Below are 13272 nucleotides of genomic sequence, written 5' to 3' on the forward strand. Positions count from 1 at the left end.
GTGGTCCTTTCCTACGAGACGTTGGTCCCGAAAGGGCGGTGGAGGGGGTGCAGGCCCCCGGTGAGCGGGGCCGCCGTGGCCCCGTGGCGGACGGCGGTGAGCTCGGCGGCGATGGCGAGGGCCGTCTCCTCGGGGGTGCGCCCGCCCAGGTCGAGGCCGATGGGCGATCTGAGGCGGGCCAGCTCGGCCTCGGTCACCCCCTCGGCCCGCAGCCGTCCGGTGCGCTCGGCGTGGGTGCGGCGCGAGCCCATGGCCCCGACGTAGGCGAGCGGGAGCCGCAGGGCCAGGGCGAGGACGGGTACGTCGAACTTGGCGTCGTGGGTCAGGACGCACACGGCCGTACGGGTGTCCAGGCGCCCGGCGTCGCGTTCGGCGGCCAGGTGGCGGTGGGGCCAGTCCACGACCACCTCGTCGGCGCCGGGGAAGCGCTCGGGGGTGGCGAAGACGGGCCGGGCGTCGCAGACGGTGACCCGGTGGCCGAGGAAGGCCCCCATCCGGGCCAGGGCGGAGGCGTGGTCGACGGCCCCGTAGACGATCAGCCGGGGCGGTTCGGCGGCGGATTCCACCAGCAGGGTGAGGGGCTCGCCGCACAGCCCGCCGGCGGTGCCCAGCTCGGCGGTGCCGGTCCGGCCGGCGAGCAGCAGGGCCCGGACCCGTTCGGCGGCGGCCCGGTCCAGGGCGGCTCCGCCGTCGAGGCCGCCCTCCCAGGAGCCGTCGACGTGGACGGCCAGGGCCCGGCCGAGCTGGCCCGGCGGTCCGCAGACCACCCGGGCCAGCGCGGCCCGGCCCCCGCCGGCGGCGGCGTCGAGCACCGAGCCGAGGACGGGGCGGACGGGGTCCTGGCCGCGTACCGGGGTGACCAGCACGTCCAGGACCCCGCCGCAGGTCAGCCCCACCGCGAAGGCGTCGTCGTCGCTGTAGCCGAAGCGGTGGACGCCGCCGCGGCCCGAGGCGATGGCGTCCAGGCAGAGCTCGTGGGCGGCGGACTCCACGCAGCCCCCGGAGAGGGAGCCGAGCGCGGTGCCGTCGGCGTCCACGGCCAGGCTGGCGCCGGGGCCGCGGGGCGCGCTGCCGCTGACGGCGACCACGGTGGCCAGGGCGAACTCGCGGCGTTCGGCGCACCAGGTGCGCAGGGGTCCGGCGATGTCGAGCATCAGCGGATGTACGCGCGGCGCGCGGACTGGCCGGGGATCAGGGGCCGCGGCGGGAGGACGGCGGGGGGCCGGCCGGGAGGGCGTCCGCCCGGGTAGCGGGCGGGCGAGGCGAGGGACACCGGGTCGGGGTGCCGACCGCCGGTGCCCAGCAGGCGGGCCGCGTGGGCGACGCTGGCGAGGGTGGCGTGGTGGTGCCAGCCGCGGAAGGAGCGGCCCTCGAAGTCGCGGATGCCTACGGGTTCGCAGGTCTCGGTGAAGTCCAGGGCGACCCGGTCGGTGAGTTTGGCGAGCAGGAAGAGCTGGGCGAGCGGCCGGTCCCCGATGTTGGTGATCCAGAACTCGGAGGGCAGCAGGGAGGCCTCGGTCCAGGCGCCGAGCAGGAGCAGCGGGGTGGGCGGGGCGGGCGCGGGCCGGTCCTCGGCGGGGGTGGCGAGGATGTGGGCCGAGGTGAGCAGGGTGACCGATCCCTCGGCCCGGCCGTGCCGGGTCCATTCGACGACGCGGCGCTGGGAGCGCAGCGAGTCGATCAGTTCGCGGGCGGGTGCGGTGTACGGGCCGGGCTTGTGGCGGCCCGCGCCGCCGAAGGAGACGGGCAGGGAGCCGTCGACCTTCAGGACGAAGGGGATGTCCTGGAGCGTGAAGGCGTCGAGGACGGGAGGGAGATCGGAGTTGGAGACCTCCATGACGACCGGGCGGCGCTGGAGCTGCCAGCCGGCGGCCATGCGCTGGACGGCGTGGACGGCGTCCAGCGCGGGTGTCTGGGAGCGTGCGGTGTCGGGGATGCCGGCCCGGCGGCGGCGCAGCAGTTCGCTGGTCCAGGGACCGGGCAGGGTGAGGGTCCATTCGACGGGGAAGCTGGCCTCGCTGGAGGCGAGCCAGATCCCGCCGGCCTGCTGGCAGTTGGCGGTGCGGCCGAGCTGGGGCACGAACTGCCTGCCGACTCCCACGGAGCGGTCGCCGGCCTTCTCGATGACCATGGGCTGGACGACCCAGGCCAGCGGGCGCTGTGCGGTGCGTTCGAGGTGCTGGGCGAGGGACCGCCTCACCGGGGTCCAGTCCCACGGCGACTTGCTGATGAACTGCTGGAGGCTCTGTTCCACGGAACTGGCCCCCGTTCCGGCGATGTTGCGGATCGTTTTCTTCCCGCTGGTCCGGACCAGACCGTCGAGATAAACGCGGGCCCAGTTTCGCTGGTCCCGCCGCGGTAATGACTCGAAGAATAGCGAGATCAATTCGTCGATCAATTCGGATATTTCCGTGGTGGAATCTTCCGGCACCACTGCGCGAACCATCTGGAGCCTCCCCCGCGACCAGATCAGACCTTGACCCTACTTGACGGCCGAGAACGGCCGTAGGGCCCTGCGGCTACTTCCTGAGGTCGCTGCCAGATTCGAGCCGCTCTTCCTCTACCACGAGCGGGATGGGGATCTGGTTCGCCGCGTAGTAGAGGGCGATCAGGAAGTGTGCGACGAGAGTGAGAGGTGCGGAGAAGAAGGACAGAATCACAGTCAAGGGGTAGGCGACCGCACCCAGCCCGAATCGGACGCGGGTGGCCCGGGCCCCGTCCTTGTCCACCGCTTCGTGGAAGAGGTGGCCGACCTTGGTCACGTACCACCAGAAGCCCAGGAACGCGAGGGCGTACACGACGGTCCACGAACTGTAGAGGATCGCGGCGACGTTGGCCGAATCCCCGTCCATGAGGTGCTCGGCGAGGATGTTGGTGGTGTAGGGAATCACCGAAACCACCATCAGCACCAGCAGATTCAGGAACAACAGGGGCCGGTCGACCCGCTTGAGGTGACTGAAGATCGTGTGGTGGTTCACCCACATCACGCCGATGATGAGGAAACTCACCAGATACGCGGCATAGTGCGGCCATTGCTCCCGGAGCCCATGCCACAGGGCGGACCCCCGCTCTTCCGGAACCTTTAACTCCAGCACCAGAATGGTGATCACGATGGCGAATACGCCGTCGCTGAACGCCTCCACCCGGTTGGTTTCCTGCTCCATGACCTCCCCTTCACATTTCCCTCACGTGCGCGGGGAGGGCCGCCCGCGCCCTCCCCGCCCACGCTACCCACGAAAGGGCGGTCAGCTGCCGAAGCCGGCCGTCTGGCGCCAGATCCGGCCATCGCGGACGACGAGTGTCCCGAACGCCTGCTCCGGAGCGCCGTTCAGGTTCATGATCGCCCGGTAGAAGATGGTGTCGTCGGTCTCGATGTACTCCTGGAGTTCGACCAGCGTGGGCTTGAGGGTGAGATAGCCGGTGAACGTCTCGCGAACGGCCTCGATGCCCACCGAGGCCCCCTCGAAGCGGACCAGGACGGCGTCCTCGGTGTAGTTCTTCATCACCGCCTCGATGTCCAGCGCGGCCAGGGCGTCCATCTGGCGGACGAAGACCGGGTGCAGCGCGGAGATGTCGTACTTGGCCATGTTCGACTTCCTTTCGGTGGGAGTGGGTGACGGCTTGCGGGGTGACGGTTCGCGGGGGCGGGCCGACCGGGGCGCCGGCTCAGCCCGCCAGGGGCAGGCGTACGAGCATCCGGGTCTCGCCCGGCCGGGAGCGGGCCGTGATCGACCCGTGGTGGCGCTGGGTCACGATCCGGTAGCTGAGGTGCAGCCCCAGACCGGTGCCCTTGCCCACGTCCTTGGTCGTGTAGAAGGGCTCGAAGATGCGCGGCAGGACGTCCTCGGGGATGCCCCGGCCGGTGTCGGTGATCTCCACGACCATGCAGACGCCCTCGGCGTGGCAGCGCAGGGTCAGCGTGCCCGCGCCCTCCATGGCCTCGGCCGCGTTGTCGACCAGGTTGGTCCACACCTGGTTGAGCTCCCCCGGGTACCCGGTCAGCTCCGGCAGGTCCGGTTCGTAGGCGCGGACGATGGTGATCCCGGCGAGCTTGGAGCGGAGCACGACCAGGGTGTTCTCCAGGCCGTCGGTCACCGCGAACCGCTGCTCGGGAGCCCGGTCGAGGTTGGCGTAGTCCCGGGTGGCCGCGACCAGCTGGGAGATGCGGGGCCCGGCCGCGCGCAGCTCGGCGGCCAGCGAACGGGCCTCCAGCAGCGCCGCCAGGTGGTCCAGGGCGGCGGCCAGGGAGGCCTCGCCGATCCCCTCCAGCCGCTCCAGCAGCCATTCGAGCTCCAGCCCGAGGTCGGAGGCCCCGGAGCCGAGCAGTCCCGGCCGGGCCGCTCCGGCCTCCTGCGCCCAGTCGGTGATCTCCTCCTCGGCGTCGGCCTGGGCCAGCGGGTCGGTGGTCTCGGGCGGCGGGAGCCGGTCCAGCTCCCCGGCCAGCCGCTCCAGCACGCCGCGCTCCGCGTCCGTGGCGGCCGCCCCCCACCCGTACGCGGTGGCGGTCAGCCGGTCCAGGGCGGGCACCAGCTCCTGCGCGGCGCGGGCCACGGCGGCGGCCGGGTTGTTGAGCTCGTGCGCCAGGCCGGCGGCCAGCGTGCCCAGCGCCTCGACGGTGGCCCGTTTGCGGGCCTGGACCTCGGAGGACTTGATCCGCCAGGCCAGCACGGGAATCAGTACGGCGGCCACCCCGTTGCAACGGGTCAGCATCTCGAAGAACACCGGCTTGGGATAGGCCACGACGGTGGTCGCCGGGCCGCTGGCGGAGGCGGTGGCCACGTAGGAGCCGTCCGTGAGCAGGGGCAGCTCCCCGGTGAACCGGTGGGCGGCGGTGGGCTTGCCGTCGTGCTCGTCCGCGGCGGCGCTCTCCTCCTCGGTGGAGTGCCGGGTCAGGACCTCCTCCCGGCCGTCGACGACCTTGGTGACGACCAGCCCGCCGGAGACCAGCACGTGGAAGCAGGTGGCCTCGTCCCCGTCGCGGAAGAGGACCTCCCCGTCGGCCAGGACGCGCAGGTGGGAGACCGAGACGAGCCAGTCCAGCTGGTCCTCGGTGAGGGCGGCGAAGATCTCCAGCCCCTGCAGGGTGGTCCGCAGCTCCTTGGTGCTCACAGTGGTCACAGGGTGCTCCCCTCGGCCCTGGTGCGCGCCGCCAGCCGCAGGGTCGTGAACAGGGCCAGCGCGCACACCGCGGCGACGGCGGCCATGAAGCCGACGGAGGTGCGCTGCAGGCCGTGGATGTTGGTCAGGAGTCCGGCGAGGACCGCCGGGACGCTCATGGCGAGATAGGCGAAGACGTAGACGGCGGCGGTCAGTTCGCCGCGGTGTTCGGGTTCGGCGAGGGTGCTGATCGCGCGGAAGGAGCCGAGGAACGCCGCTCCCCAGCCGCTGCCGAGGACGGCGGTGGCGGCGAGGAACACGGGCGCCGAGCCGAGGCCGAGCGCCAGCAGCACCAGGGCGAGCCCGGCGATCAGCCCGAGCAGCCCGAGCACGGCGGTGCGCAGCGGTGCGGTGCGGCCCAGCAGCAGCTGGGCGGCGGTGGCGGAGCCGGCGAGCAGGGCCACCGTGGCCCCGCCGGCCAGGTAGTTGGTGGTGTGGAGCAGGGACAGGGCCAGGTGCGGCCCGAGCGAGAGGTAGAAGCCGCCGACGGTCCAGACGGCCACGATCGTCAGCACCAGCACGGCGAACCTGCGCCGTATGGCGGGCGGTACGCGGATCCGGCGCGGTGCCACCCGGAGCCGGCCCCCGGCGCCGGGCGCGCTCTCGCCCATCCGGACCACCCCGACCAGGGTGGCCGCGAAGGCGACGACCAGCAGCAGGTAGCTCAGCACGGTCGGGGCGGGCGCGTACTGGACGAGCAGTCCCGCCCCGAGCCCGCCGAGGCCGATGCCGACGGTCGGTCCCGCGCTGTTGACCTGCGCCCCGAGGGCGGGCCGCGAGCGCGGGCTGAGTTCCAGCAGGGCCGCCCCCATCGCCCCGGTGGCCAGGCCCACCGCCAGCCCCTGTACGGCGCGGGCGGCGAGCAGCAGGCCGAGTCCCCCGGCCCCGGCGAACAGTCCCATCGAGACGATCGCGAGGACCAGCCCCGCGGCGAGGACGGGCCGGCGCCCCAGGGTGTCGGAGAGCGAGCCGAACAGCAGCAGCCCGGCGAGGACGGTGACGGCGTACACGGCGAAGACCACCGTGACGACGCCGGAGGACAGTCCCCAACGCTGCTGGTAGAGCACGTAGAGGGCGGAGGGCACGGAGGAGGAGAGCATCAGCAGGACGAGGACCGCGCCCACCACCCAGAAGCCGGACGGTCTCGGCCCGGCCGCCGCGCGGCCGCCGGCTGGGTGCAGGACGTCTCCCGTGGTCGTCGTCTCGGTCGGTTCGGGCACGCTCGTCAACTCCACTCCCCCGCCCTGCCCCGGCGGGCCGTCTCAGGCGCTGCTGTGGGCCGCCGCCCGGGCCAGCGCGCGGGCGGTGAGCACGCCCGCGAGATGGCCGAGGTACTCGGCCGAGGTACCGCGCCCGGGGACGAACAGCTCCCTGGGCTCGGCGCGGAACGCCGCGAGCACCGCCCCCGTCGTGTAGACGCCCCCGCGCAGCCGGTCCTCGACCCCGCGCAGGCGCAGGGCGCGGGGGGTGGCTCCGGTGACCGCGATCCGCGGCCCGTCGGGGGTGATCCGTACGGCGGCGGCGCACAGCGGGTAGCGGGTGGCCCGGTCGGCGGTCTTCTCGAAGGCGGCCGCCCCTCCGGCGGCGGGCACCAGCAGGGCGGTCAGCACCTCCCCGGCGGGCACCCCGGAGGCGGCCAGTTCCTCGGCCGGGACGGTTCGGGTCCCGCCGGGTCCGGCCAGTTCGGCCCGTGCGCCGGCGGCGATGGCGGCGACGGGCAGGTCGGTGGGGCGCTCGGCGGCGGCCAGGTTGCCGCCGACGGTGCCGAGGTTGCGGACCTGGGGGTCGCCGTTGGCGCGGGCCGCGGCGGCCAGCTCCGGGGCCCCGGCCCGCACCTGCGGGTGCGCGGCGAGCTCGGCGAGGGTGGTCAGCGCCCCGATCCGCAGCTCGCCGCCGGTCCGTGCGACCCCGTGCAGGGCCGCGAGGTGGCGCAGGTCGACCAGCAGGCGGGCCCGGTCGGCTCCGGTGCGCAGGGCGGGCAGCAGGCTCTGGCCGCCGGCGAGCACCCGGGCCCCGTCCGTGCCGGCGAGGAGGTCGAGGGCCTCTTCGAGGGAGGCGGGCCGGACGTAGTCGAAGTCGGCGAGGATCACCGGGCCCCTCCTTCCAGTACGCGCCAGACCTTCTCGGGGGTCAGCGGCATGTCGATGTGCTGGACGCCCAGGTCGGCGAGGGCGTCGACCACCGCGTTGACGACGGCGGCGGCGGGCGGCACGGTGGCGATCTCGCCCGCGCCCTTGGCGCCGAGCGGGTTGTGCGGGGAGGGGGTGACGGTCCGGTCGAGGGTGAAGAAGGGCACGTCGGCCGCCCGGGGCAGGGCGTAGTGGGTCAGGTCGGAGCTGAGCAGGATGCCGTTCTCGTCGTACTCGGCGGCCTCCATCAGGGCCTGGCCCAGGCCGTGCACGATGCTGCCCTCGATCTGGCCGTGGACGATCTTCGGGTTCCCGATGTTCCCGGCGTCGTCCACGGCGGTGTAGTCGACCACCTCGGTCTCACCGGTGAGTTCGTCGATCTCGACCACCGCGACGTGCGTGCCGAAGGGGTAGTTGAAGTCCGGCGGGTCGAAGTGGGTGGTCTCGTCCAGGGCCGGTTCGATCTCGGGGGGCAGGCCCCAGCCGTACCACATGGCCATGGCCAGTTCGGCGAAGGTCTTGGCGTTCTCCGGGTTTCCGGCCTCGTGGACGCCGCCGTGCTCGTAGACGACCTTGTCCTCGGGGACGTTCAGGAAGACGGCCCCGGCCTTGATCAGCTTGGCCTTGATCTTGCGGGCGGTGAGGGCGACGGCGGGGGCGGCCATGCTGTAGGAGCGGGAGCCGTAGGTGCCCTGCCCGTACGGGGCCTTGAGGGTGTCCCCCTCGTACACCTGGACCTGCGCCGGGTCGATGCCGAGTTCGTCGGCGGCGACCATCGCGAAGACGGTGCCGTGGCTCTGGCCGGTGGAGGCGGAGCCGACGGTGACGGTGACCTCGCCGGTGGGGTGGACGCGGATGTTGGCGCTCTCCCAGGTGCCGCCGAGCATGCCCTCCTTGGACATCCGGGTCGAGGGGCCGACCCCGCAGATGGCCACGTAGGTGGCGATGCCGACGCCCAGGCGCTTGCCGCGGGCGCGGGCCGCCGCCTTGCGGGCGGGCATGCCGGCGTACCCGGCCAGCTCCAGGGCCCGCTCGAAGTTGGGCGCGTAGTTCCCGGAGTCGTAGGTCCAGCCGAGGCCGTTGTCGTACGGGAACTTCTCCTTGGGCACCAGGTTCCTGCGGCGGACCTCCGCCGGGTCCATGCCGATCTCGGCGGCGTACCGGTCGACGAGGCGTTCCATCAGGAAGGCGGCCTCGGCGCGTCCGCTGCCGCGCTGGGCGCCGAGGGAGACCGTGTTGGTGAAGGCGGCGTACACCTCGCAGAAGGCGGCGGGGATCTCGTACATGCCGCTGATGGAGCGGCCCATCAGGGCGGTGGCGACGCCGGGGCCGATGGTGGAGGGGTAGGCGCCGAGGTTGGCGTAGCTGGTGCAGCGCACGGCGGTGATCCGGCCGTCGCGGGTGCCGGCGAGGGTGACGTGCTGGCGGTGGTCGCGGCCCTGGACGGTGGAGTTCATCAGCCCGGTGCGGGTGTCGACCCATTTGACGGGCCGGCCGAGCGCCTTGGAGAGCAGCAGGACCAGCGCCATGTCGGGGTAGAGGTAGCCCTTGGTGCCGAAGCTCCCGCCGACGGTCGGGGCGATCACGCGGAGCTTGTTGAACGGGATGCCGAGGACCAGCGCGGAGAGCAGGAACCGGTGGTTGTGCGGGCCCTGGGTGGAGGCGTAGAGGGTGTACTCGCCGGTGGCGGCGTTGTAGTCGCCGACGGCCCCGCGCGGTTCGATGGGGCTGTTGATGGTGCGCTGGTTGACGAGGTCCAGCTCGACGGTGACCTCGGCGCGGGCGATCGCCGCGTCGGTGCGGTCCTTGTCGCCGCAGGTCCAGTACGCGTTGAGGTTGCCGGGGACGGCCTCGTGCAGCTGGGGCGCCCCCTCGGCGAGGGCTTCGTCGGCCCGGGTGACCACGGGCAGCGGTTCGTAGGCCACGTCGATCGCGGCGAGGGCGGCGGCGGCCTGGCGCGGGGTCTCGGCGACGACGACGGCCACGGGATCGCCGACGTGCCGGACGGTGTCCCCGGTGAGGACCGGGCGGGCGCCGGGCAGTCCGTAGGGGTGGGGCGGGAAGTGGCTCTCCACCCCGCCGGGTATCCAGATGCAGGGCAGCGGCATGACGTCGGTGAAGTCGGCGGCGGTGGCCACCTTCAGGACGCCCGGCAGCCGCTCGGCCGCCGCGGTGTCGATGGAGAGGATCCTCGCGTGGGCGACCGGGCTGCCGAGGATGGCCATGTGGGCGGTGCCGGGCAGGTCGATGTCCGCCACGTACACGGCTTCGCCGCGCAGCAGTTGCGGGTCCTCGCGGCTGTCGAGCGGCTGCCCGAGGACGGTGCCCGCGGTGGTGCTCTCCCCCGTCACGGTGGTCATCCCCCTCACCGCCCCTCGGCCGCGGGCACGGCGGACCCGGCGGAAGGGGCCGGCGGCGGCGCGGCGCAGGCGCGCTGCACGCCGCGGACCACGCTGTGGTAGCCGGTGCAGCGGCACAGGTTGCCGGTGAGCCACTCGCGGATCTCGGGCTCGGTGGGCGCCGTTCCGGGAGTGGTGTTCTCCACGAGCTCGCCGAGGGCCATCACCATCCCGGGGGTGCAGAACCCGCACTGGGTGCCGTGCTCCTGGCGCAGGGCCTCCTGGAGGCCGGTCAGTTCACCGCCCCGCTCGGACACCCCCTCGATGGTGGTGACCTCGGAGCCGGCGGCGGAGGCGGTCAGGACCAGGCAGCTCTTGACGGACCGGCCGTCGAGGCGGACCACGCAGGTGCCGCACTGGCCGGTGTCGCAGCCGACCTTGGTGCCGGTCAGCCCGAGTCCGTCGCGGAGCCGTTCCACGAGGAGTTCGCTCGGCCGGGCCGCGAACTCCTCGGGTCTCCCGTTCACGTGGAGGGTCAGGGTGGGGGCGGGTGTCAGATCCATGCGAGCGCCTGCGCTTCCGTGAGCGACCGGTTGAAGAGGGGGCCGCCGGGCTGCTGGAGAATTCCTCCGGAGTGCAGCGATCCGGTGTCGACGGCGGCGAATCCGAGATCGGCGATGATTCCCGCGACGATTTCCTTCGCTTTGGGGTCGTCGCCCGCCGTGTAATGCGCGAGGCGTTCCCCTGCGGATTTGCCGGCAGTGGCCAGGGTTTCGAAATGCATGGTGTTCAGGGATTTCACGACCCGGGCACCGGGGTACCACTCGGCGACCAGTTCGCTGGAGGTGCGCCCGCCCAGGTCGGCGGGGGTGCCGGGGCCGCTGAACGCGTTGGTGGCGTCCACCAGCACCTTGTCCTGCACGACGTGCGGGGGCAGCAGCCCGCGCACGCTCGCGTACGGCACCATCAGCACCAGGAGGTCGGCCCGTCCCGCGGCCGGGGCGGGGCGTGCCGCGGTGGCGGCAGGGCCCAGTTCGGCCAGCAGGGGGGCGAGTGATTCCGGCCCGGTGGCGTTGGCGAGGACCACCTCGTGGCCTGCCGCCACCAGGATCCTCGCGAGGGTCGAGCCGATCCGTCCGGTGCCGATGACGCCTGTCCGCATCGATGCTCCTCGATCGCTCGGTCCGGCGGTGCCGGACGTCGGGTCCGTTCAGTCCATGCCGATCCAGACCGACTTGGTCTGGGTGTAGCTCTCCAGGGACTCCGGGCCGCACTCGCGGCCGTAGCCGGAGGCCTTGTAGCCGCCGTAGGGGACGGAGGGGTCGTACTGGTTGTAGCAATTGACCCAGACGGTGCCGGCCTTGATCTGCGAGGCGACCCGGTGGGCCCGGCGCAGGTCCTTGGTGTGGACGCCGGCGGCGAGGCCGTACGCGCTGTCGTTGGCGATGCGCACGGCGTCCTCCTCGGTGTCGAAGGGGATGACCGACAGGACGGGGCCGAAGATCTCCTCCTGGGCGATCCGCATCCCGTTGTCGACGCCGGTGAAGACGGTAGGCAGGAAGTACAGGCCCTGGCTGGAGGCGCCCTCGGGGGTCCAGCCGGTGCCGCCGGTGCGCAGGAGGGCGCCTTCCTTCTCGCCCACCTCGATGTAGGAGCTGACCTTGTCGAACTGGGCGCGGTGGGCCAGCGGCCCGAAGAGGGTGTCCGGGTCGCGCGGGTCCCCGGGCTTGAGGGCGGCGGCCCGGCGGACCAGGCGTTCGACCAGTTCGTCGTGGATGGGGCGCTGGAGCAGCAGCCGGGAGCCGGCCGTGCAGATCTCGCCCTTGTTGTAGTAGATGCCGAAGAAGGCCAGTTCCTCGGCGGCGTCGAGGTCGGCGTCGGCGAAGACGATGTTGGCGGACTTGCCGCCGAGTTCCATCGTGACCTTCTTCAGGGTGCCGGCCGACTTGCGGATGATCGACTGTCCGACGGCGGTGGAGCCGGTGAAGGCGATCTTGTCGATGCCGGGGTGGCCGGTGAGGGTTTCGCCGAGCTCCACGCCGGGCCCGGTGACCACGTTCAGCACCCCGTCGGGGATCTCCGCCTCCTGGAACAGCTCGGCGATCTTCAGGGCGGTGAGCGGGGTGGCCGGGGAGGGCTTGTGGACCACCGTGTTCCCGGCCGCGAGGGCCGGGGCGATCTTCGTCATCGACAGCAGCAGCGGGAAGTTGAACGGGGTGATGGCGCAGACCACGCCCAGCGGCTCGCGCAGGGTGTAGGCGAGCTGGCCGCCGGCGGGGGCCCTGGAGGAGCCGTCGACCCTGGTGACCGCGCCCGCGTAGTAGTGCATCAGCTGGGCGGCCATGGGTGCGTCGACGGTGCTGGAGAAGGCGAACGGCTTGCCCATGTCCACCGTTTCCAGCAGGGCGATCTCCTCCAGGTCCCGTTCGATCAGCTCACCGACGCGGTTGAGCCGCAGCGCTCGCTCCTGGGCCGACAGCCGGCTCCACGGGCCCTCCTCGTACGCCGTGCGGGCGGCCGCGACGGCGGCGTCCGCGTCGGTCGCGGCGGCCTGGGCCACCGGTACGATCTCCTGTCCGTCGATCGGGCTGATGTCCGGTTCCGTGCGGCCGTCCCGGGCCGGGACCCACTGGCCGCCGATGAACAGCTTCCCGGGGTGGGCCAGCGGGTGGCCGCTGAGCTCGCGCTTGGTCATGGCTGCACCTTCCGGTGTCGCGGGGGCTAGGGCCTGACCGACCATTCGCGCCGGATCAGGCCGGGTCGTTCGGTGCGTGCGATCGGCGTGCGGCCGGGACGCCCTCGTAGCGGAGCTACTTGGGCGTTTCGGCCGTGCGGCGAGCGTGCGTGCCGGGCGGGCCGGCCCCGGTGGGAATGGTCGGACAGGCCCTACGCCTCTTCGAGCCGGCGCAGGAACGTCTCGGCGAGGGCCTTGGAGGAGTAGGGGTTCTGGCCGGTGGTGAGCTTGCGGTCGACGACGACGTGGGAGTCCCAGATGACGTCGGCCTTCTCGTAGCGGGCGCCGAGTCTGGTCAGCTCGGCCTCCAGGATCAGCGGGAGTCGGCCGGCCATGTTGGTGACCAGTTCCTCGTCATGGGAGAACGCCGTCATCCGGTAGCCCTCGAAGGGCCAGCGGCCCTCCCCGTCGCGCAGGGCGAGCAGGGCGGTGTGGCCGTGGCAGACGGTGGCGAGGGGCTTGTCCTGGGCGATGGCCCAGCGCAGCACCTGCGCGAGCTCGTCGGACTTCGGCAGGTCCCCGATGGCCCCGTGGCCGCCGCTGATGTAGAGGGCGTCGTACCCGGCGACGTCCTTCTCGCCGAGGGACTCGATCGCGAGGGGGCTGCGCAGCTGGGGGGCCTGCTCGATGACGCGGACGTACTCGGCCGCGTTGGCGGCGTCCTCGTCGGGCGAGCCCTCCGGGCGGACGTACCGCAGGAAGCCGGGGTCGATGCTGGTCTGGTCGACCGTGGGGGTGGCGCCCCCGATCGTCGCCACGTCGACGGTGTGGCCGGCGGCCTGGAAGAGGGTGTAGGGGACCACGAATTCCTCGGCCCAGAAGCCCGAGGGGTGCTGCTCCCCGTCCAGGAGATGGAGGGTGGCCTTTGCCGTCAAGACGACGAGAATCCTCATGATTCTCTCCTTGTTCTGGA

The 13272-nt window shown here is 72.6% G+C and carries 12 protein-coding genes; all 12 read right to left on the reverse strand.

What is annotated here, in order from left to right; genetic code table 11:
• Positions 1 to 11 precede the first annotated feature (11 nt).
• The 12 genes from B4U46_RS06760 to B4U46_RS06815 all read right to left on the reverse strand — a co-directional run bounded on the left by B4U46_RS06760 (position 12) and on the right by B4U46_RS06815 (position 13252).
• A complete protein-coding gene (locus tag B4U46_RS06760; RefSeq protein WP_079424927.1) occupies positions 12 to 1154 on the reverse strand; it encodes an XdhC family protein in 1143 nt (380 codons plus the stop codon).
• Complete coding sequence (locus tag B4U46_RS06765; RefSeq protein ID WP_079424929.1) at positions 1154 to 2446, reverse strand: transposase; 1293 nt, start codon at positions 2444 to 2446, stop codon at positions 1154 to 1156. The genes B4U46_RS06760 and B4U46_RS06765 overlap by 1 nt, the downstream gene beginning before the upstream one ends.
• A 73-nt stretch (positions 2447 to 2519) precedes the next feature.
• Positions 2520 to 3164: a TMEM175 family protein gene (locus B4U46_RS06770; RefSeq protein ID WP_237292699.1), complete on the reverse strand. Its 645-nt coding sequence runs from the start codon at positions 3162 to 3164 to the stop codon at positions 2520 to 2522.
• A gap of 81 nt (positions 3165 to 3245) precedes the next feature.
• Complete coding sequence (locus B4U46_RS06775; protein ID WP_079424931.1) at positions 3246 to 3587, reverse strand: nuclear transport factor 2 family protein; 342 nt, start codon at positions 3585 to 3587, stop codon at positions 3246 to 3248.
• A gap of 79 nt (positions 3588 to 3666) precedes the next feature.
• Positions 3667 to 5118 carry an ATP-binding protein gene (locus B4U46_RS06780; protein WP_159402073.1) on the reverse strand — a complete coding sequence of 484 codons (1452 nt, stop codon included), beginning with the start codon at positions 5116 to 5118 and terminating at the stop codon, positions 3667 to 3669.
• Positions 5115 to 6377 (reverse strand): MFS transporter, encoded by a 1263-nt coding sequence (locus B4U46_RS06785; RefSeq protein WP_079424935.1) that lies wholly within the window; start codon positions 6375 to 6377, stop codon positions 5115 to 5117. Before B4U46_RS06785 ends, B4U46_RS06780 begins: the two co-directional genes overlap by 4 nt.
• 42 nt (positions 6378 to 6419) lie before the next feature.
• Entirely contained in the window at positions 6420 to 7247 is an 828-nt protein-coding gene (locus B4U46_RS06790; protein ID WP_123995575.1) for an FAD binding domain-containing protein, read from the reverse strand.
• Positions 7244 to 9646, reverse strand: coding sequence for a xanthine dehydrogenase family protein molybdopterin-binding subunit (locus B4U46_RS06795; protein WP_079424939.1), 2403 nt, complete (start codon positions 9644 to 9646; stop codon positions 7244 to 7246). Before B4U46_RS06795 ends, B4U46_RS06790 begins: the two co-directional genes overlap by 4 nt.
• A 5-nt stretch (positions 9647 to 9651) precedes the next feature.
• Positions 9652 to 10188 carry a (2Fe-2S)-binding protein gene (locus B4U46_RS06800; RefSeq protein WP_079424941.1) on the reverse strand — a complete coding sequence of 179 codons (537 nt, stop codon included), beginning with the start codon at positions 10186 to 10188 and terminating at the stop codon, positions 9652 to 9654.
• Positions 10179 to 10787, reverse strand: a complete 609-nt coding sequence (locus tag B4U46_RS06805; RefSeq protein WP_079424943.1) for an NADPH-dependent F420 reductase — start codon at positions 10785 to 10787, stop codon at positions 10179 to 10181. Before B4U46_RS06805 ends, B4U46_RS06800 begins: the two co-directional genes overlap by 10 nt.
• 48 nt (positions 10788 to 10835) lie before the next feature.
• The gene (locus tag B4U46_RS06810; protein WP_079424945.1) at positions 10836 to 12320 is read right to left on the reverse strand and encodes an aldehyde dehydrogenase family protein; all 1485 of its coding nucleotides are present in this window, start codon (positions 12318 to 12320) and stop codon (positions 10836 to 10838) included.
• 191 nt (positions 12321 to 12511) lie between these two features.
• Positions 12512 to 13252, reverse strand: coding sequence for a type 1 glutamine amidotransferase domain-containing protein (locus tag B4U46_RS06815; protein WP_079424947.1), 741 nt, complete (start codon positions 13250 to 13252; stop codon positions 12512 to 12514).
• Positions 13253 to 13272 lie beyond the last annotated feature (20 nt).

The organism is Streptomyces katrae, assembly GCF_002028425.1.
GTDB classification, from domain to species: domain Bacteria; phylum Actinomycetota; class Actinomycetes; order Streptomycetales; family Streptomycetaceae; genus Streptomyces; species Streptomyces katrae_A.

Excerpts from the sequence above, each read along its gene's own strand:
- B4U46_RS06765 (WP_079424929.1), bottom strand. The coding sequence starts at position 2,446 with ATGGTTCGCGCAGTGGTGCCGGAAGATTCCACCACGGAAATATCCGAA.
- B4U46_RS06805 (WP_079424943.1), bottom strand. The coding sequence starts at position 10,787 with ATGCGGACAGGCGTCATCGGCACCGGACGGATCGGCTCGACCCTCGCG.
- B4U46_RS06760 (WP_079424927.1), bottom strand. The coding sequence starts at position 1,154 with ATGCTCGACATCGCCGGACCCCTGCGCACCTGGTGCGCCGAACGCCGC.
- B4U46_RS06810 (WP_079424945.1), bottom strand. The coding sequence starts at position 12,320 with ATGACCAAGCGCGAGCTCAGCGGCCACCCGCTGGCCCACCCCGGGAAG.
- B4U46_RS06795 (WP_079424939.1), bottom strand. The coding sequence starts at position 9,646 with ATGACCACCGTGACGGGGGAGAGCACCACCGCGGGCACCGTCCTCGGG.
- B4U46_RS06800 (WP_079424941.1), bottom strand. The coding sequence starts at position 10,188 with ATGGATCTGACACCCGCCCCCACCCTGACCCTCCACGTGAACGGGAGA.
- B4U46_RS06775 (WP_079424931.1), bottom strand. The coding sequence starts at position 3,587 with ATGGCCAAGTACGACATCTCCGCGCTGCACCCGGTCTTCGTCCGCCAG.
- B4U46_RS06815 (WP_079424947.1), bottom strand. The coding sequence starts at position 13,252 with ATGAGGATTCTCGTCGTCTTGACGGCAAAGGCCACCCTCCATCTCCTG.
- B4U46_RS06770 (WP_237292699.1), bottom strand. The coding sequence starts at position 3,164 with ATGGAGCAGGAAACCAACCGGGTGGAGGCGTTCAGCGACGGCGTATTC.